Consider the following 20165-nt stretch of genomic DNA (forward strand, 5'->3'; position numbering starts at 1 on the left):
ACGCGGCGTCCGCCGCCGGACGGTGTGCGGCGGCCGGGCTCGCCTGTCCGAAGCGGTGGTGCCGTTCAGGAAGCGGCCGGAGCCTGCGCGCCGGTGGCCCGTGCGATGTGCCGGGCGATCAGCGCGTAGACGAAGCGCGCCTTCTCGTCGTCCTGGGCGTCGTAGCCGTGGTCGGCCCCGGCGACGTCGTGGTGCTCCACGAGGGCGCCGGCCGCGTCCAGCCGCTCGGCGTATCGGACGGCCTCGTTCCTGAGCAGGTCGTACTCGGCCGTGATCACCAGCGCGGGGGCGATGCCCGTCAGGTCGGCGGTGTCCGACGCGCCCGCGGGGGAGACGAGGCGGTGAGCGCGCTCGCGGGGGTCCGGCACATAGGCGGTGTCGAAGATCTCCCCCATCCAGGGCCGCAGCACGGGCTTGTCGACGGTGGCCTTCTTGTCCCTGCCGGGGGTCGCGAGGTCCAGCGGGGGATAGTGCAGCACCTGCAGCGCGATCGGGGGCCCGGCCTCTTCATGGGCCTGGCGGGCCACGGCAGCGGCGAGCCCGCCGCCCGCGCTCTGCCCGCCCACCGTCAGCCGTCCGCCGTCCCACCCGTGCTCGGCGCCGTGTTCGGCGACCCAGCGCACGACGTCGTACGCCTGGGTGGGCGGGGCCGGGAACGGGTGCTGCGGTGCCACGACGTACTTGACGTTGACGACGACCACCCCCGCCTCGACCGCGAGGAACCGGCAGAGTGCGTCGTCCATCGCCGGCATCGACATGACATAGCCGCCGCCGTGGAAGTTGACGTGCACGGGGGGCCGGGTCGCCGTACCGGTGGGCGGCGCGTACACCGTGACCGGGGCGGGGGCGACGGACGTGGGGATCGTCGACTCGGTGACGACGCGCGGGTATTCGGGGAACCTGGCCCGCCAGGCGGCCGTCGATCCGGGGCCGCCCGAGCGGCGGCTCGCCAGCCGGGTGAGGCTCTGCATCGTCTTGGCGGCGAGGGCGGCCACCGTCGGTCCGGCCAGGATGGACATGCGGGTTCCGTTCGTCGAGCTGTACCGTCGATCGCCAGGATTCCTGTCGATGGGACGGGCGGAACATAGCACGGCGACACCCGCGTGCGCACCGCCCCGTCAGTCGCGCCGGGCCACGATCCGGTACGCGTTCGACACCCTCAGCCGCCGGGACAGCGGCCGCACCGCGAACCGGTCGAGGAGGGTGCCCGCCACCAGCGCCGGGATCCCGGCGACCAGCAGCGCCGCGCGCAGCGCGCGCCGCGGTCCGCTCGGCGGCCGGGGCAGCCAGGGCGCGTCGTCGCGCGGGGCCGTGTGGTCCAGCGCCAGCCAGACGGCGGCCAGCAGGTCCACCGGGTCGTGCGGCTCGGCGTGCTGCTCGGCCACCACCGTGAAGCCCAGCTCTGTCAGCCGTGCGCGCAGATTGGCCACCGGCACGAAGTGCAGATGCTGCGGCTGCAGCCAGGGCAGCCACCAGCGGCCCAGCAGCCGCGCGTAGCGGCTCTCGGGGTCCGGCACCTCGACGAGGAGATGCCCGCCGGGTCGTACCGTCTCGCGCGCGGCGCGCAGTTCGCGGTCGGGATCGGTGCTGTGCTCCAGGTAGTGGAACATGCTCACCACGTCGTAGCGGCCGCCCAGTTCGGGCGCGAGCCCGGGGAAGTCGCCCCGGTAGCCACGCTCCACCCGGCCCTCCCGTTCGGCGAGTTCGACGCCGTCGGTGAAGTCGAGCCCGTCGAACGAGGTGTGGGGCAGCACCTCGCGCGCGGCCGCGCAGAAGTGGCCGTGGCCCGTGCCCACGTCCAGCCAGGTCTTGGGCGCGGGGTCGTGCGGCAGCATCGACTCCGCCCGCCCCCGGTACATCTTCGTCCGGCTCCCGAAGGTGTCGCCGAGCTTCTTCTCGCCGAGCCCGTCGTAGAAGTCCCGGTAGTAGAACTCCAGGCCCTGTTCGCTCAGCCGGGGGTTCTGGAAGGTGTGCCCGCACCCCTCGCAGCGGTCGAGGACGAACCGGCCCGGCTTGTGCTGGAGCAGGTCGGTGGTGCGCAGCCGGGTGGTCAGCTCCGGCGAGCCGCACCAGGGGCAACTGGTGCGCCGGGGCTCGAAGAAGCGGTCCGGGCCGGCGGCGATGTCCGCCTGATAGACGGGCCGCAGCCCGGCGATCCGTTCGGCGCGCTCGGTCTTCTCGCTCATCGGGACTCCCTGGCCAGTTCGTCGAGTCGGGCCGCGGCGGCCGAGGCGCCACCCGCGGCGCGGAACGCCGTGCCGATCCGGTCGGCCGCGGCGCGGTGCGCGGGATCGTCGAGGACGGAGTCGACCGCCGCGCCGAGCTGACGGGCGGTGACCCGGCCGAACCGCACCCGCACCCCCGCCCCCGCGGCCACGACCTGGCCGGCCACGACCGGCTGGTCGTCCCGGATGGGCGCCACCACCAGCGGCGTCCCGTGCCACAGGGCCTCGCACACGCTGTTGTGCCCGGCGTGGCACACGACCGCGCCGACTCCTCTTTCCAGCAGCGCGAGTTGCGGCACGGACGGCACGATCAGCACGTCCTTGTCGTCGCCCGGCGCGGGCAGCGTGCCGCCGGGATCGACGATCACCGTCTGCACCCGGTCGGCCCGCTCCCGCAACGCGTTCCGGCACACGTCGAGGAACCGGCCGCCGGCGTCGGCGTTCGCGGTGCCCAGGGTGACCAGGACGGTTCGGCGGCCGGGGTCGAGCCACTCCCAGGGGAAGCCGGTCCCGGACGGCCGGGACGTGATCGACGGCCCGACCCAGCAGACCCCGTCGTGGGCGTCGCCCGCCAACTCCGGTGTGCTGAAGGCGAGGACGAGATGCGGGGAGAAGCGGGGGTCGGCGGTTCCGGCCGGGTCCCCGACGGCCTCGCGCAGTGCGGCGAGCCGCCGCCGCAGCCACTCGGCGACCTTGGGCAGTCCGGCGAGGGGGTCGGTGAACTCCGCCGACGTGGTCGCCGAGGTCGCCCACGGCAGGCCCAGCCGCTCCGCCACCAGCGCGCCGACGAAGGCCTGCTGGTCGGCGACGACGACGTCCGGCCGGAACTCCTCGACCGCGGCCCGGACACCAGGGGCCATCGCCTCGGCCAGCGGCAGCAGATACCACTCCCACAGGAACTTCAGCGCCTCCGGCCCGCGCAGTTCGGCCGGCCGCTCGCCCCGCGGCGCCCCGGCGCAGGCCAGGACCGGTCCGGCCGTGGAGCCCGCCAGCCGGGTGACCAGCGCCGGGTCGGAACAGGCCCACGCCACCCGGTGGCCGCGTGCGGTGAGTTCGGCGGCGACGCCGACCGCCGGGTTGATGTGACCCGTCAACGGCGGTACGACGAACAGGAACCGGCTCACCCGGCCGCCTCCGCCGCCACCCGTCCGGCCGTGCGCTCGACCTCTTCCACGAGCCCGAGAACGTGCCCGCCGACCGTCCCGGACGCCTCCACCAGGACCGAGTGCTCATGCCCCGGGACCACCACGGTCCGGCAGTCCGGCAGCGCCGACTCCAGCCGGGGCGCGAGCTCGGCGAGGTCGGAGTCGCCCCCGTACAGACCGAGCACCGGACAGCGCACCGCCGCGATCTGAGCCTGCGTCAGCACACGGCTGGCGGGGATGTCCCGGCCGAGGGTGGTGTCACGGGCCAGCCGGGCCGCGCCCTTGGCCAGGCGCGCGGTGTTGTGTCCGCGGTGGGCGGAGATCCAGCGGATCGCGTCGGCCTCGTTGTGGGCGAGCTGGGTGACGACGCGGTCCAGGATGCCGCCGAGCTTCACCGCCCAGGCCGCGGTGGCCGGTTCCGACTCGATGAGGCTGACGCTCGCCGCCCGCTCCGGGTGCCGGGCGGCGAAACCGAACGCGATCGTGCCGCCGTAGGAGTTGCCGACGAGATGCACGGGACCGCTCACCGCCAGCCGGTCGAGCAACGCCTCCAGATCGTCGATGTTGTGGTCCAGCGTGTACCCCCGCGCCGGGCGTTCGCTGCGGCCGTGCCCGCGCAGGTCGTACATGACCACGTCGAGCCCGGCGGCCGCGAACGCGGGCGCGACGGTGAAGTAGTAGCTCGCGAGGCTGTCGGTGAGCAGACCGTGCACCAGGACCACGGTGGCGGTCGCCGGCCGGCCCGCGCGGGGGCCGATCCGCTGTACGTGCAACCGGACGGCGCCGGTGTCGACCATCGCCATGGCTCAGCTCGCCTCCGTGGCCTTCAGACTGGTCACGACGTACTCGACCAGCCGTCCGACGGTCAGCTCGATGATCTCCTCGAACTCCATGTCCGCCAGGAACTCGGCGAAGTTGACGCGCTCGCCGTAGCGCTCCTGGAGCAGTCCGGCCAGGGTGACCAGGTCGATGCTCTCCAGCTCCAGGTCGCGGTTGAAGGTCGTCGCCATGCCGATCTCGACGTCGTCGAGGCCGTACTCGTCCTCCAGGAGCCGCGCCAGCAGGGCGGTGAGGTCGGCGAGGACGGAGGCCTCGTCGGCGGTGACGGGGGTGCGGGGGGTGGGGGATGTCATCGGGCGTCGTACTCCTCAGCGGTCGGTTGTCCCGTCGTCCATGCCACGACGTAGGCGCGCTCCGGCAGCCGGGGCGGGTTGGCGGCCGGTGCGCAGTGCACGGTGTAGGCGCGTTCCAGGCGACCCGCGACGGTCAGCCGGTCTCCGGCCGGTGCCGCGTCGAGCACGGCGAAGTCCCGCGGCCGGCCGCCGAAGCCGGTGCCCTCGGCCTTGGCGACGGCCTCCTTCGCCGCCCAGAAGCGGGTGAACCACAGGGCCTCTCCGTCGCCCGCCGACGCCGACAGGCGGCGCAGCAGCCGCAGTTCGTCCGCGCCGAGGGCGGCGGCCATGGCCTGCGGGGCGCGGTCGACGACCTCCTCGACGTCGATCCCCGGCCCGGGGCCCGGCCGGTGCGGCCGCACGATCGCCGCGGCCGCCTCCGCGCAGTGGGCCAGCGAGACGTCCAGCGGGGGCAGGGCCCGGCCGTGCACCCCGGTGACGTAGGGGCGGCCGGCGTCGTCGTTGTGCACCCGCAGCTCCGCCGGGAAGACCGGGCCCTCCCCCTGGTCCCACAGCCACTGCCGCACCGCGTCCTTGACGGCGATCCGGCCCAGCAGCCACTGCCGGCGCCCGCGCGGCGCGTGCCGCGCGTACTCCGCACGTTCCGCGCCGCCCAGGGAGTTGCGCATGATCAGCTCCCGGGAGGCCAGGTCCGGCCACCGCTCGTGCAGCAGCAGCCAGCCGCCCGGCCGCGCCTCGGACAGGGTGTGCCGCTCGGGGAAGCGCTCGACGGGCCGGGTCTGCGGGTCGTTGTCGAAGCGACGGTCCTGCCAGCCGTACAGCTCCGCCCACACCGTCCCGCCGACCGTCAGCTGGACGTCGGCCTCCAGGACGGCGTCGGTGAGCGAGGTGACCCGCACCAGGCAGCCCACCTCCGTGCCCGGCGCCGGATGGGGCCCGTAGAACCGCATCTCCCGCATGCCCACGGGGAACACCACGGTCCGCTCGGCACGGGTCGCCATGATCCAGTAGCCGAGGACCTGGCCGACGTTGTCCAGCAGGGCGCCGGGCGCGGCAGGCGTGGTGAGACGTCCGCGCACATGCCGTTCGCCGATCGCGGTGAGCTCGGTGACCCCCTGGAACGCCGGGCCGTGGAACATCCAGCGCTCTGCGTAGAGCTGGGCGGCGGTGTGGTCCGGGGCGCGCTCGGCGCCGGGGTCGACGGTCCAGGGGGCGGGCGGCGGCGCGGGATGGGCCGCGGCGAGCTGCACGGTGGCGCGGGCGCGGGGACCGAAGGAGACGGCGAGGCGACCGGGTTCCCCGGGCGTCACGGTCACGGGCACGTCCACGGCCGGGGTGGCGGTGAGCCACTCCTCGAAGCGCGCGCCGTGCACGGCGACCGGCACCGCGCCGGGGGCGGTCTCCAGCGCCGCGTCCACGATGTGCTGCACGATCGTCGTCGCCGGCACGACCGGCCAGCGGTCGGCCACCTCGGGCCAGCCGGGCCGCTGGGGGAAGAAACAGTGGTCCAGCAGGTACGGCATCGTGTCGGGGGAGACGCGGACGGTCGTGTGCCGTGACCCGTCCGACGGGTCCGGTGCCGGGGCGGGCACAGGGGCGGGGGCGTGGGCCGGAGCAGGCGCGGGCATCGGCGTTCTCGCCGGGGCCGTCGTCCGCGCGGACATCAGCAGTGCGGCCGTGTCCGCGGTCTCGCGCAGCAGGGCGCTCAGTTCGGCGGCCATCGGGGAGCCGTCGACGAGCGTGTCCAGCGGCGACGGGCCCACCCGGCCCGGCGCACGGGCGGACGCGCCCGGCTCCCCGCGCGGATCGCCCCGGAGCTCGGCCCGGAGGTCGGCCCGCAGCTCGGTGAGCCGTCCGGGAGCCAGGGACACCAGGGCGCCGCCCAGCTCCAGTCGCACCGGCGGACGTCGGTCCCCGGCCGCCTCCCCGACGGGGCGCAGCGAGGGCGCCACCGCCGAACCCGCCGTCCACAGCGCGGTGGCCACCCGGCGCAACTGGGCGAGGCCGCTGCGGTGGGGCGAGTTCGCGGCGACCACCAGGTGGTCGTGAGCGCCCAGCGTGTCCCCGACGAGAGAGCCGAGCTGACCTGGGCCGACCTGGACGAACACCCGGTGGCCCGCCGTGTGCAGGGCCTCGGTCAGCTGCCGGAACCGTACGGGCTCCAGCAGGTGCCGGACGAAGAGGGCCCGGATCCCGGCCTCGTCGTCGGGGAACGGCGCGGCGGTCGTGCCCGACCAGAGCGCGGTGTGCGGCGGATGCAGCCGGAACCGGCGGGCGGCCTGCTCGATCGGCGCGAGATGGGGACGCAGCATCGGCGTGTGGAAGCCCGACCGGAACGGCAGGACCTGGCTGAGGACGCCCTGGGCGCGTCGCGCCCGCACGAAGTCCTCCACCGCCGCCTGCGGACCGCACACCATCGACTGGCCGGGCGCGTTGTCATGGGACAGGACCAGGCCCGCGCGGTCCCCGCCCTCGGCGCGCAGGGCGGTCAGGACGCTCTCGGCCGACGCGCCGACCGCGCCGAAGGCCAGACCGGGGACGGTCACCGAGTCCGGGTCGAACGTGCTCATGAACGCGTCGACCTCGTCCCCGGAGTACAGCCCGGCCGCGGCCATCGCCGTCCACTCGCCCACGCTGTGTCCGGCGACGGCGTCCGGCACGATCCCGCTGCGGCGCAGCGCCGCGTCGAGGAGGCGGCCGACGGCGACCACGCCGAAGCCGTGCCGGCCCACGTCACCCGTGCGGGAACCGTCGACCGTGACGGCGGGCAGCCCGAAGTGGGCGGCCACGTCGTCGACCTGCGGGGTGAAGTCGCCCTCCAGGCCGGGGAAGAGGAACGCGAGCCTGCCGTGGCCGGCGCCCAGCAGGGGACCGGGCCGGAACCAGACATCGCTGCGGCCGTTCCAGGGCCGCTCCCGGACGACCGCGCGGCGGGCCAGGGCGAGCCGCTTGGCGGTCGGGTCGACGATGCCGAGGCGGGCGGGCCCGGCCTGCGGGTGCGGACGGTCCGGGTCGAGGCCGGCGGCCCGCACGGTGGCGTCGTCGGCGTCGAGAAGGGCGGCCAGGCGGGCCGGGGAGTCGGCGGCGAGCAGCAGCACCTGCTCGGGCTCGGCGACCCGCAGGGCCGGCCGGGCCGGGCCGCCCGCGCGGCTCCCGCGGGAGTCCGGCGCCTCCTCCAGCACCACGTGCGCGTTGATCCCGCCGAACCCGAACGCGTTGACGGCGGCGCGGCGCACGGGCCGCCGCTCGGTGGTCTCCCAGTCGGCCGCCTTCTCCAGAGCGCGGAACCGGGTGCGGGCCAGGGCGGGGTGCGGGTCGTCGCAGTGCAGGGTCGGCAGGAGCGTGCCGTGGTGGACGGCGAGCGCGGCCTTGACCAGACCGGCGACCCCGGCGGCCGGCATGGCGTGCCCGATCATCGACTTGACCGACCCCAGCACCGCGTCGCCGTCGCCGGGGCCGAACACCTCGGCCAGCGTGGTCAGTTCGGCTCCGTCGCCGGCCGGGGTCGCGGTGCCGTGCGCCTCCAGCAGGCCGATCGAGTCCGGTTCGGCGGGGTCGAGCCCGGCCGCCCGCCACGCCTGCCGCACCGCCTGCGCCTGGCCACCGGGATCGGGGTTGACGAGACCCGCCGCCCGGCCGTCGCTGGCCACGCCGGTGCCCCGGATCACGGCGTAGATCCGGTCGCCCGCGCGTTCGGCGTCGGCCAGTCTCTTGAGGACGACGACGCCCGTCCCCTCGCCGATCAGGATGCCGTCGGCGTCCCGGTGGAAGGGGCGGATGCGCTGGCTGGGGGAGAGGGCGCGCAGCTGGGAGAAGACACTCCACAGCGTGATGTCGTGGCAGTGGTGGACGCCCCCCGCGAGCATCAGGTCGCAGCGCCCGGAGGCGAGTTCGCCCACCGCCTGGTCCACGGCGACCAGCGACGAGGCGCAGGCGGCGTCCACCGTGTACGCGGGCCCGCGCAGGTCGAGCCGGTTGGCGACCCGGGAGGCCGCGAGGTTCGGCACCAGGCCGATCGCCGACTCGGGGCTGTCCGGACCGAGCCGCTCGGTGAACGCCGAGCGCACCCGGTCGAGTTGGTCGCCCGTCAGGTCGGGCAGCAACTCGCCCAGGGTGCGCACCAGTTGGCCGGCGGTGCGGACCCGCTGGTCGAGCCGGACCAGGCCGGGCGTCAGATAGCCGCCCCGGCCCAGGACGACGCCGACCCGCCCCCGGTCGGGAAGGCGGTCCGCGCCACCCGCGTCGTCGAGTGCCGCGGAGGCCACGTGCAGGGCGATCAGCTGGTCGGGCTCGGTCCCGGCCACCGAGTTCGGCATGATCCCGAAACGGGTGACCTCCACCTGCGCCAGCCCGTCGACGAAGCCGCCCCGGCGGGCGTAGACCCGGTCCGCGACGGCCGGGTCGGACGCGGTGCCGGGCCGGTAGAAGTCGGCGTCCCAGCGCCCTTCGGGCGCCTCGCCGATCGCGTCGACGCCGTCGCGCAGGTTGCGCCAGTAGGCGTCCAGGTCGGGGGCGCCCGGCAGCAGCACCGCCATCCCGACGATGGCGACCGGCACCTGACGTGCCGTCATGACCTGTGCCGCGTCCTGGAGTCGGGGTGACGGCACCGGGCCCGTCACCAGCCCGAGGCGGTGTAGACGACGGCGGTCGCGGACTCCTCGCCCCAGGCGAGCTCCCGCAGCAGCGCGGCCGTCCCCTCCTCGGGGTCGATCAGCCGGATGCCGCGCCGGGCGTACTCGCGGGCGAGTTCCGCCCCGACCATGCCCGCATGCTCGGCCGAGGGCGCCCAGGGGCCCCAGTGCACGGTCACCGCACGCCGGCCCGTGCGGGCCGCGAAGGCCGCGCCCAGGGTCTCCAGCGCGTCGTTGGCGGCCGCGTAGTCGACCTGGCCCCGGTTGCCCACCACGGCCGAGACCGAGCCGAACAGCACGGTGAACGCGGGCGCCTCCGGCAGTTCCTCCAACGCGGTGAGCAGGGCGTGGGCGCCGGTCGCCTTCGTGCCGTACACCCGCCGGAACGACTCCGCGCTCTTCTCGGCGATGAGCCGGTCCTCGATCACGCCGGCCGCGTGCACCACGCCGTCGAGCCGTCCGTGCTCCGCGTGGATCTCCTTGACCGCCTGCAGGACGGCGTCCGGCTCGCGGAAGTCGACCGAGCGGTAGCGGGCCCGGCTGCCCAGCGCGGTGAGCTCGGCGAGGGTGGCCGCGATCTCCCGCTGGGCCAGCAGCAGTTCGGCGGCGCGGTTGATCTCGGCCGGCCGCAGACCGCCGCGGGCGGCGAGCACGGCCCGCAGTTCCGCCGGGGTGCCGGCGGACGCGGTGTCCGCGGCCTCCGGACCGTCCGGGGCGGGGGTGCGGCCGAGCAGTTCCAGACGGCAGCGGGCGGCGCGGGCGAGCGCGGCGGCGAACTGCGCGGTGATACCGCGCGCCCCGCCCGCCAGCAGCACCACCGAATCCCGGTCCAGCCCCAGCGCGGCCGCTTCCGCGGCCCCCTCCCCGGCCGGTCCCGCCCCGGTGTCGCCGAGAGCGCCGAGCGGGGCCGCCACCAGTTCGAACCCGTGCCGGCCGGCCGCCGTCCGCAGCACGACCGGCGTCCGGTCCGGCGCCACGGCCTCGGCGACCACGGCGTCCGCGACGGCGGACGGCGAGACGTCGGAGAGTTCGACGACCCTGGCCACCGTCTGCGGATACTCGTGCGCCACCGTCCTGAACAGTCCGCGCAGGCCCGCGGTGCGGGGGTCGGGCGCCTCGCCGTCGGCGCGCCGTACGGCCAGCAGCCGGCGCGGGCCGTGCGCCAGGGCTGCCTTCAGCACGGGGAACGCGTCGGGCAGCACGGGGGAGTCGTCGGCGTCCGCGAGGGCTCCGAGCCACAGCACGCCGTCCACCGGCCCGTCCGCCTCCGTCAGGACGTGATCGCGGGGGCGCACGTCGACGTCGGCACCGTGGGACGCCAGCCGGGCGGCGGCCTCGGGGGCGTCGCCGAGGACGATCCAGCGGGCGCCGGTGAACGCGGCCGACGGGTCGACGGGAGCGTCGGGCCGCTCGTCGAGGAGGACCGGGCGCAGGAGACGCCGTCCGGGGGCCTCGCCGGTGACGGCGTCCGGCCCCGGCCCGGGTTTCGGCCCGGGTTGCAGGGTCGGGGGCGCGGCCGGTTCCGTCGGGGCGGCGGCCTGCTCGGCGGGTCCGCCCAGCCGGGCGGTCAGCCAGCCGGTCACGGCGGCGGCCGTCCGCGCCTTCGCCAGCTCCTCCAGCGCGTCGTCGTCCAGGGCCGCGAGGTCGGCGTCCGCCCCCGCGCCCAGGCGGCGGGCCAGTTCGCCCGCGATCTCGGCCCGCTTGATGGAGTCGATGCTGAGATCCGCCTCGAGATCGAGGTCCGGCTCGATCATGTCGACGGGGTAGCCGGTGCGCTCGCTGATGATCTCCAGGACGACCTGCTGGACGTCGACCGCCCCCGACGGCTCCACAACGGGATCCCCGTCGTCCGGTCCTCCGACATGGTTCGTCGGGGCCGACGCCCGGGTGGGCGCCGTCGACTCCGCTTCTGCGGCGGGGAGTTGCGGGACGGCCTGGATGAGCCGGGGGGCGGCCGGCGCCGGGGGCGGGGCGAGCCGCGCGCCCGGGTCGGCCCCGAAGTAGGTCAGCAGGACGTCCCGTTGGGCGGCGATCATCTCCCGGCTGGTGCGCAGGAATTCGGAGACGAGCGCGTCCCGGTCGGACGGGACGCCGTGCGGGGGGTTGGTCGTCACAGTCGCCGCTGTCCTCTCGATGGGGTCCACGACACGTCGGGCCGGTGCGAGCGCACCGGGAAGGAGGGCGCCGTCGGCGGTGCGCACCAGATGGCCGTCGACCGTCCAGCCGGGCCGCTTCGGCGCCGTTGCGCGGAGCGCGTCCACCGCGTCGCGGCCGCGCAGCAGCCATCCGGCGCGCACCGGCAGCCCCGCGACGGCGAGCTCCGCCAGGGCGTCCAGCCAGCCGCGCAGACCGCTGTCGGGCCGGGGCTCGCACGCCACCGTGGTGTGCGGACGGTCGCCGAGTATCTGGCCCGTGAGCCGGGTCAGCACCGAGCCCGGACCGGCCTCGACGAAGACGCGCGCCCCGGCGTCGTACATGGCCTCGATCTGCTCCACGAAGGCGACCGGGGCGCCGATCTGGGCGGCGAGCCCGGCCCGTACCGCGTCGGCGTCGGCGGGGTAGGGGGCGGCCGTGCGGTTGGACCACACCGGGAACTCGGGCGCGTGCACCGGGCGGGCCGCGAGCGCCTCGGCGAACTCGTCGGCGGCGCCGGCGACCAGGGGGCTGTGGAAGGCGCACGCGACGGGGATGCGCTTGGCGCCGTGACCCGCCGCCCGCAGCAGCCGGACGGCCTCGGCGACGGCGTCGGTGGGGCCGGAGATCACCGTCTGGCCGGGCGCGTTGCGATTGGCGACGACGACGCCGTCCGGCGCGCCCGCCGTCCGGAGCGCCCGTGCCACCTCCTCGGCGCCGGCCGAGACCGCGGCCATGGTCCCGGGGTCGGCCCCGCCGCTCTCGTCGCCCTGGGCGGTACCGGCGGACTCCGCCGCCCGCAGGATCGCCGCCGCCCGCTCCGCGCTGAGTTCCAGCAGCGTCTCGGGGGTGAGCGCACCGGCCGCGCACAGGGCCACCAGCTCGCCGTAGCTGTGTCCTGCCGCCATGTCCGGCTGCACGCCGGCCGCGGTGAGCACGGCGTGCGCGGCGAGTCCCGCGACGCCGAGGGCGGGCTGCGCCACGCGGGTGTCGGTCAGCGCGGCCCGCTGCCTCTCGCGCACGGCGTCGTCGAAGGCGGCCGGCGGATACAGGGCGTCGGCGTGCGCGCGGCCGAGCTCCAGGTAAGGGCGCAGCTCGGGGAAGGCGACGAACAGGTCGGCGAGCATGCCGGTGCGCTGGCTGCCCTGACCGGGGAAGAGAAAGGCGACCTTGGCCTCGCGCGGACGGCCGGCGTCGTCCGCGCCGCCGGGAGCGGCCCGGTGGATCCCGCGGACCGGAGTGCGTTCGGCGGTGTCGGCGTGCTCGGCGTGTCCGGCGGGCTCGGCCGTGGCCCGGAGCAGCTTCTCCACCAGGTCGTCCACGTCCGTCGCCACGAGGGCGACCCGGGCCGGGTCCGTGCTCGCGTCCGACCGTCGGGCCGCGCTCAGCGCGAGGTCCCGAAGCCGCCATGGGCGGCCCGGCGCCCGAGCGGCCTTCAGCAGTTCCTGCATGGCACGGCGGGCCGAGGCCTCGTCCCGGCCGCGGAACACGAACAACTCGGCCGGCCAGACGTCGAGTCCTCGTACCGGCGGCACGCCGTCCGCGTAAGCGGCCAGCACCACGTGGAAGTTGGTGCCGCCGAAGCCGAACGCGCTGACCCCGGCGATCCGTTCGCTCGCCGGCGCCGCCCAGGGGCGGGCCTCGGCGTGGAAGGCGAAGGGGCTGGTGTCCGCCTCGTAGGCCGGGTTGGGCGTCTCGACGTGCAGGGTGGGCGGCCGGACGCCGGTGTGCAGGGCCAGCAGTGTCTTGATCAGTCCGGCGAGCCCGGCGGCGCACTTGGTGTGCCCGATCTGCGACTTGACCGAACCGAGCGCACAGCCGCCCGGTCCGGCCCCGGCCTCGGCGAACACCTCGCTGAGGATGCGCAATTCGGTGCGGTCGCCGACCACCGTGCCGGTGCCGTGCGCCTCGACCAGCCCGACGTCGGCCGGGGAGACGCCCGCGTTGCGGTAGGCGCGCTCGAGGGCCGAGCGCTGGCCCTCGGGCCGGGGCGCGGTCAGTCCGAGCGAGCGGCCGTCGCTGGAGGCGCCCAGGCCCTTGATGACGCCGTAGATGCGGTCGCCGTCCCGCTCGGCGTCCGCGAGCCGCTTCAGGACGACGCAGGCCACCCCCTCGCCGAGCGCGATGCCGTCCGCCGAGCTGTCGAAGGCGCGGGAGCGGCCGGTCGGGGACAGGGCGTGCACCGAGGAGAACAGGACGTAGTCGTTGATGCCGTTGTGCAGGTCGGCGCCGCCGCACAGGACCACGTCGGAGGTGCCGCCGACCAGTTCCTTGCAGGCGACGTCCACCGCGGCCAGCGACGAGGCGCAGGCCGCGTCGACGGTGTAGTTGGCGCCGCCGAGGTCGAGCCGGTTGGCGATCCGGCCCGAGATGACGTTCGCGAGCATGCCGGGGAAGGAGTCCTCGGTGAGCCGCGGGAGCTGGTCGTCCAGGCCCTCCGGGACGCGGCCGTGGTAGGAGGGCAGCACGGCACGCAGCGTGGCGGCGTTCGACAGGTCGCTGCCGGCTTCCGCACCGAACACCACGGAGGTGCGGGACCGGTCGAACTCCCGCCCCCCGTCGCCGTATCCGGCGTCCTCCAGGGCGCGCCGGGCGGCCTCCAGGGACAGCAGCTGCACCGGTTCGACGTGGCCGAGGGAGGCCGGCGGGATGCCGTAGCGCAGCGGGTCGAAGGGGATGCGGGGAAGGAACCCGCCCCACTTGGACGGGGTGGACTCGCCGTGGTGGACGGCCGGGTCCCAGCGCTCGGCCGGGACCTCGCCCACCGCGTCCACGCCGCCGACGACGTTCGCCCAGAAGGCGGGCAGATCGGGGGCCTGCGGGAACATGCACGCCATGCCGACGACGGCGACGTCGAGGGGAGCGGGCGCGACCGGCTCCGCGGCCTCCCTCGCCGGGGCGGCCTCCGCCGCCCGCCGGGCGAGATGCCCGACGGCGCCCGTCGTCACGGAGTCGTGCAGGGCCGCGAGGGTGGTGGCGGCCGAGCGCAGCACGGCCACCTCGCCCGCCATGAACATCCCCTCGGCGAGCTGGCGTCGCTCGTCGACGGGGACGAGGGCGCCGTCGCCGTCCCGGGTCACGCCCTTGCTCGCCAGGCGCAACCGGCCGACGTTGAGCCGCTCCAGTTCCTCCCAGATCCGCCGGTCGGGCACGCCCTCGGCGCGCAGCCGGGCCTCCTGCTCGCGGAAACCCGCGGCGAACGGGCTGGGCACGCACCGTGTCGCGTGCCCCGGCGCCGACTCCAGCAGCGTGGTGGTCTCGGCGTCCATGACCTGTCGCCGGAACAGCGGCCGGATCGCCCCGCAGGCCACGGCCTCGTCGGTGAACAGGTACGCGGTGCCCATCAGCAGACCGACGGCCGCTCCCCGGGCGGTCAGCGGCGCGGCGAGCGCGGCGACCATCGCAGCCGACCGCTCGTCGTGTACTCCACCGGCGAAGAACACCTCGACGTCGTCGGCCGAGCGGCCCTCGAAGTAGTCCTCCAGGACGGCGAGTTGGGCCTCCCAGAGCGCGAAGCTGCCGCGCGGTCCGACGTGCCCGCCGCACTCCGAGCCCTCGAACACGAACCTGCGCGCCCCGGCGTCCAGGAACTGGCGCAGCAACCCCGGGGAGGGCACGTGCAGAAAGGTGCGAATGCCGTCCTGCTCCAGCGCCCGGGCCTGGGACGGCCGTCCGCCCGCGATGATCGCGTGCGTCGGCCGCATCTGCCGTACGGCCTCCAGCTGGGCCGCGCGCACGTCCTCCGGCGCGAAGCCGAGGACGCCCACGCCCCAGGGCCGGCCGGCGGCCGCGTCCCGCGTCTCGGCCAGCATCGTCCGGGTCCGTGCGCCGTCCGCCAGCGCCAGCGCGAGGAAGGGCAGCGCGCCGTCCGCCGCCACCGCCGCGGCGAACGCGGCGCCGTCGCTCACCCTGGTCATCGGCCCTTGCGCGACGGGCAGCCGGGTGCCGAGTGCCCGGCTCATCGGCGAACCGGGCCGCAGCGCCCGGGCGGCCGAGTCGTCGTGGACGACGTCCAGCACCGCGTCCTGCAGCGCGCGAACCGTGCGCCGTACATCGCCCCATCGCTCGGCGAACCTGGCGGCGAGGAAGCCGTCCTGGCCCACCGGGAGCAACTGGGTGCGCGGGTCCCGCGCGCCGAGCATCGCCGCCACCTCCCGCGGCCCGGCGTCCGGGGCGAGCGGCGGGGCGTCCGGGCCCCGCCGCAGCAGGACACGGTGACCGGCCAGCACCACGGTCTCCGAGCCGTCGAGGGTGCGCAGCGCGGCGGCCGCCGGTTCGGGCAGCGACGACTCGGCGAGCAGCGCGAGCTGGCCGTCCAGGACGACCCCGGCCGCGCCGCCCGCCACCGCCGCGGCGGCCGTCCGGGGGCCGATGCCGCCGCACGCCCACACCGGCGCCGTCACCTCGGGCGCGGCGAGGAGCTGCTGGAGCAGGACGAAGGCGTTCAGCGCGCCGATGCGGCCGCCGCACTCGGCTCCGCGAGCGATCAGACCGTGTGCTCCGGCGCGTGACGCTTCCCGCGCGCCCGCCAGGTCGGTGACCTCGACCAGTACCCGGAAGCGCTCCGCGAGCCCGGCGATGTGCCAGGCGGCTCCGGCCGTCCCGGCGGCTGCGGTCGCCGCGTCGACGGCGAGGACCACGGTGTGGGGACCGTCCGGATCCAGGTCGGCGGGTGTGAGCCGGCAGTGCGCGTCGACCCGGACGCCGAACCCGCCCGGCGAGGCGCGCCGCAGCCGGGAGAGGGCCTCGCGCGATCTTCGGTCGCCGGGCCCGAGGTCCAGCACGCCGAGGCCGCCGGCCCGGCCGACCGCCAGGGCGAGCCCGGCGTCGGGCTCGCCGAACGGAGTGATGCCGATGATCATGTCCTCGGAACGCACAGCGGACGTCATGATTCTCCGAATCAAGGGTGAGACTGCACGGTGGGGGGTTCGGGACAGCAAAGGCGGCTCACCGGATTCCGGCGGGGAGAGGTCCACCGCGGAACGCCGTTCTGTAGCGCGTGCTCGAAACGCGTTGAAAGGTAGTGGCCTTGTTACTCACTGGTCAACGTTCGAACGATCGGCCGGTAACCGGCCGCATCGATTCGGTCAGCCGCGCGTGAAGGGCCAGGGGGGAGGAAAACGGATCAATTCCGGTTCGCCGTGGCCGGGTTCACCTCCGACTCACCTCCCGGAAACATGAATGACCGTCAGAAATGCGTTCCTTTGGACCGCATGTCCCCGAACGAACGCCTGTTCCCGGCGCCGATCCGGTGGCCGGGAAAAATCTGCGTGTCGTCCCCGGAGTGACCGGAAGGGCCCCTGCCCGTTCCGGCGCGCGCCGCTCACCCACCGGGACGGGTCTTGACTCGGGCCGGGCGGCCGCCAAGACTGCGATGACTGCGCGGTCAGGCCGGTCCTCGGGAGGTCGTCGACCGGTTTGACCGCGCGGCCACGGCGCAGGGGCGGCGCTCCTCCGTACGGGTTCTGTCCGGTCCCGGGGCGCCGGTGTCCGAGTGTCAGCGCCCGGACCGTTGTGACCATCAGCCCATAGTGCGCGTATGACGCGTACCCGTACGGCGCTGCTGTGCGCCGCCGCTCTCCTCGCCTCGACCCTCCAGACGGCGGTCGCGGCCGCCGGCCCCGACCGTCCCGACCGGGCCTGCACCGCCACCCGCAGCCCCGACGGCCAGGCGCGCAAGGTCCTCGACATCGTCCGCCGGGCCAAGAAGGAACTCGATCTCAAGGCCGCCCTCGTCAAGGTCACGGTCGACGGGCGCGAGCTCGTGACGGGGGCCGTCGGCGAGTCCATGACGGACGTCCCCGCGACCCCCGCCATGCACTTCCGGACCGGCTCGGTCGCCATCGCCTTCATGGGCACGGTGCTGCTCCAGCTCGTCGAGGAGCGCAAGGTGGACCTCGACGCCCCGGTCTCCCGCTGGCTGCCCGACCTGCCGCACGGCGACGAGATCACCCTGCGCATGCTCGGCGACTCCACCTCGGGCCTGCACGACTACGTCTCGGACCCGGTCTTCCTGAAGAAGCTGTACGCCAACCCGTGGCAGCACTGGACCCCGAAGGAGCTCGTCGGGATCTCCCTCAGCCACCCCCTCTGGTACAAGCCGGGGACGAACTGGAGCTACTCGCACGCCAACTTCGTCCTGCTCGGCCGCGTTCTGGAGAAGATCTCCGGGACCCCGCTCGCGCACCTCCTGCGGCAGCGCGTCCTGCGCCCCCTGGACCTGCGCAACACCCGCAGCAACGACACCGCGGAGATCCCGCAGCCGGTGCTGCACGCCTACGACGAGGAACGCGGCACCTACGAGGAGTCGACGTACTTCAACCCCTCCTGGACCACCGCCCCGGGGGCCGTCATCACGCAGGACATCTGTGACCTGGCCCGCTCCGGGCAGGGCGTCGGCTCGGGCGAGCTGCTCTCGAAGAGCTCCTTCCGCACGCAGCTGAACCCGGGGACGGTCGGTCTCGGCCACCCCACCGCCACCTGCCCCGCGTCGGTGTGCCTGCCCATGACGAAGAACTTCCACTTCGGCGTGGGCGTCCTCGTCAAGAACGGCTGGGTGCTGCAGAACCCGTCCTTCTTCGGCTACGCGGCCGTGATGGCGTACGAGCCGCACAAACGGCTGTCCATCGCGGTGTCCACGACGGTGGGCCCGAACGCGCCCGGCGGCAACAACTCGCAGGTGATCACCGAGCGGATCGCCAAGTTGCTGGACCCGCAGCACCCGCTCGTGGGCTGACCGCGCTCGCTCAGCGCCCGGCGCGCACCCCGTCCAGGGCGATGGCCAGGACGCGGTCGCGCTGGGCGTCGTCCGTGAAAGAGGTCGCCGTGACCCCGGCGACCAGGCGCAGCAGGTCGCCGAAGTCCATGTCCTCGCGCGCCACCCCGGCCTGCTGGGCCCGCTCGAACAGCGGGCCGCAGGCCCCGTACATCGACTCGCGACAGGCCTGGAAGATCTCCGACTCGCCCTCCAGCGCCTCGCGCACCGCCCGCTTGGTGACCATGTAGCCGGCGAACCGGTGCACCCAGGCGGTGAGCGCCTCCCACGGCTCCAGACCGGCGAGCTCCCCGGCCGAGCGGCACAGCGCGTTGACCTCGTCCGCGTAGACGCTCTCGAAGAGCGCCCGGCGGGTCGGGAAGTTCCGGTACAGGGTGCCGATGCCGACCTCCGCCCGTCGGGCGATGTCCTCCAGGGAGGCGTCCGACCCGTGCTCGGCGAACGCCTCGCGTGCGGCGGCGAGCAGCGCGTCGTAGTTGCGGGCCGCGTCCCTGCGGGCGGGGCGCTGGGCCGCGACGATCTCGCTGACGGGGAACTGCTGGGCCGGCATGCGCTGCCTCCTGGGCGACTCGGTTGAAACGGAGGGATGCCTCCGTTATGGTGGAGGGGTGCCTCCACTTTAGCAGTCCGAGGCCCCCTTCTCGTCTTCTCCTCTTTCCGAGAGTCCCTCTGAGAGGCTTCTCATGCCCCGCACGTCCACGCGCCTCACCTTCGCCGTGCTGGCGACCGGTGCCGGTGTGTTCTCCATGCTCCAGTCGCTGATAGCGCCGGCCCTGCCGACCGTCCAGCACGCCCTGCACGCCTCGCAGTCCACCGCGACCTGGGTGATGACCGCGTATCTGCTGTCCGCGTCCGTCTTCACCCCGATCCTCGGCCGGGTCGGCGACCTCGTCGGCAAGAAGCGCACCCTCGTCGGGGTGCTGCTCGCCGTCCTGGCCGGTTGTCTGCTCGCCGCGCTCGCGCCCGGCATCGGCGTCCTGATCGTCGCCCGGGTGATCCAGGGTGTCGGCGGCGCCCTGTTCCCCCTCTCCTTCGGCATCATCCGGGACGAGTTCGCCCCGTCCCAGGTGCCCGGGAGCATCAGCAACCTGTCCGCCGTCATCGCCGCGGGCGGCGGTGTCGGCATGGTCGCGGCCGGACCGATCGTCTCCGCGCTCGACTACCGCTGGCTGTTCTGGATCCCCGTGGGCATCGTCGCCGCCGCCACCCTGATCGCCCTGCGGTACGTGCCCGAGTCTCCCGACCGGGCGCAGGGCAGCGTCAGCTGGCTCGACGCCGTGCTGTTGTCGGGCTGGCTGGTCGCCCTGCTGCTGCCGCTCAGTCAGGCGGGCGTCTGGGGCTGGGGCTCGACCCGGGTGATCGGCCTGTTCCTGCTGGCGGCCGCGCTCTTCGCCCTGTGGCTGACGGTCGAGGCCCGCTCCCGCTCGCCGCTGATCGACCTGCGCATCATGCGCCTGCCGGCGGTGTGGACCACGAACCTCACCGCCCTGCTCTTCGGGGCGGGCATGTACGCGATCTGGTCCTTCCTGCCCGGGTTCGTCCAGACGCCGGGCGCCGCCGGCTACGGATTCGGCGCGAGCGTCACCGCCTCCGGGCTCCTCATGCTGCCCATGCTGCTCGCGATGTTCGTCTCCGGCGTGCTCAGCGGACGCCTGGAACCCCGCGTGGGCGCCAAGACCCTGCTCGCGACCGGTGCCGCACTCGGCGCGCTCGCCCTGGGCTTCCTCGCCCTCTGGCACGACGAGCAGTGGCAGGTCGCCTTCGTGGCAGGCGTGTTCGGCCTCGGCATCGGCTTGGCCTTCGCCTCGATGGCCAACCTGATCGTCGGCAGCGTGCCCGCCGCGCAGACCGGCGCGGCCACCGGCATGAACGCCAACATCCGCACCATCGGCGGCTCCATCGGCGCCGCCGTCACGAGCGTGCTGGTGACCGGCCGGCTCCAGCCCTCGGGGCTGCCGTACGAATCCGGTTACATCCACGGCTTCACCCTGCTGGCGCTGCTCTGCCTGGGCGCCGCCCTCGCCGCCCTGCTGGTCCCCGTCCGCCGCGCCGCCCGCCCCTCGGATCCGGCCGCCCGCCGGGAGCCGGCCGTCGCGCCCGCCCCCGCGCGGTGACGTCCGGCC

At 75.1% G+C, this 20165-nt stretch carries 10 protein-coding genes; 2 read left to right on the plus strand and 8 right to left on the minus strand.

The annotated features are described in order from the left end of the window. Positions 1–65: 65 nt before the first annotated feature. From BG482_RS31935 to BG482_RS31965, 7 genes are all read right to left on the minus strand, one after another. Positions 66–1019, minus strand: coding sequence for an alpha/beta hydrolase fold domain-containing protein (locus tag BG482_RS31935; RefSeq protein ID WP_069772677.1), 954 nt, complete (start codon positions 1017–1019; stop codon positions 66–68). 99 nt (positions 1020–1118) lie between these two features. Beyond that, positions 1119–2186, minus strand: a complete 1068-nt coding sequence (locus tag BG482_RS31940) for a class I SAM-dependent methyltransferase (protein WP_176741523.1) — start codon at positions 2184–2186, stop codon at positions 1119–1121. After that, positions 2183–3349 (minus strand): glycosyltransferase, encoded by a 1167-nt coding sequence (locus BG482_RS31945; protein ID WP_069772678.1) that lies wholly within the window; start codon positions 3347–3349, stop codon positions 2183–2185. Before BG482_RS31945 ends, BG482_RS31940 begins: the two co-directional genes overlap by 4 nt. Continuing rightward, positions 3346–4173 carry an alpha/beta fold hydrolase gene (locus BG482_RS31950; protein ID WP_069772679.1) on the minus strand — a complete coding sequence of 276 codons (828 nt, stop codon included), beginning with the start codon at positions 4171–4173 and terminating at the stop codon, positions 3346–3348. Before BG482_RS31950 ends, BG482_RS31945 begins: the two co-directional genes overlap by 4 nt. A 3-nt stretch (positions 4174–4176) precedes the next feature. After that, positions 4177–4503: an acyl carrier protein gene (locus BG482_RS31955; RefSeq protein ID WP_069772680.1), complete on the minus strand. Its 327-nt coding sequence runs from the start codon at positions 4501–4503 to the stop codon at positions 4177–4179. After that, positions 4500–9074, minus strand: a complete 4575-nt coding sequence (locus BG482_RS31960) for a type I polyketide synthase (protein ID WP_069772681.1) — start codon at positions 9072–9074, stop codon at positions 4500–4502. The genes BG482_RS31955 and BG482_RS31960 overlap by 4 nt, the downstream gene beginning before the upstream one ends. Positions 9075–9118: 44 nt before the next feature. Then, positions 9119–16156 (minus strand): type I polyketide synthase, encoded by a 7038-nt coding sequence (locus BG482_RS31965; RefSeq protein WP_069772682.1) that lies wholly within the window; start codon positions 16154–16156, stop codon positions 9119–9121. A 650-nt stretch (positions 16157–16806) separates the two neighbouring features. On the opposite strand from BG482_RS31965, the gene BG482_RS31970 reads away from it, so the two are divergent. Then, positions 16807–18003: a serine hydrolase gene (locus BG482_RS31970; protein ID WP_069772683.1), complete on the plus strand. Its 1197-nt coding sequence runs from the start codon at positions 16807–16809 to the stop codon at positions 18001–18003. Between the two features lie 10 nt (positions 18004–18013). Here the strand turns inward: BG482_RS31970 and BG482_RS31975 are convergent, their stop codons facing one another. Then, positions 18014–18592: a TetR/AcrR family transcriptional regulator gene (locus BG482_RS31975; protein ID WP_069772684.1), complete on the minus strand. Its 579-nt coding sequence runs from the start codon at positions 18590–18592 to the stop codon at positions 18014–18016. Positions 18593–18725: 133 nt separating this feature from the next. On the opposite strand from BG482_RS31975, the gene BG482_RS31980 reads away from it, so the two are divergent. Then, a complete protein-coding gene (locus BG482_RS31980) occupies positions 18726–20156 on the plus strand; it encodes an MFS transporter (protein WP_069772685.1) in 1431 nt (476 codons plus the stop codon). Positions 20157–20165: the final 9 nt, after the last annotated feature.

This window comes from Streptomyces sp. LUP30 (assembly GCF_001746365.1).
In the GTDB taxonomy this organism is placed as follows: Bacteria; Actinomycetota; Actinomycetes; order Streptomycetales; family Streptomycetaceae; genus Streptomyces.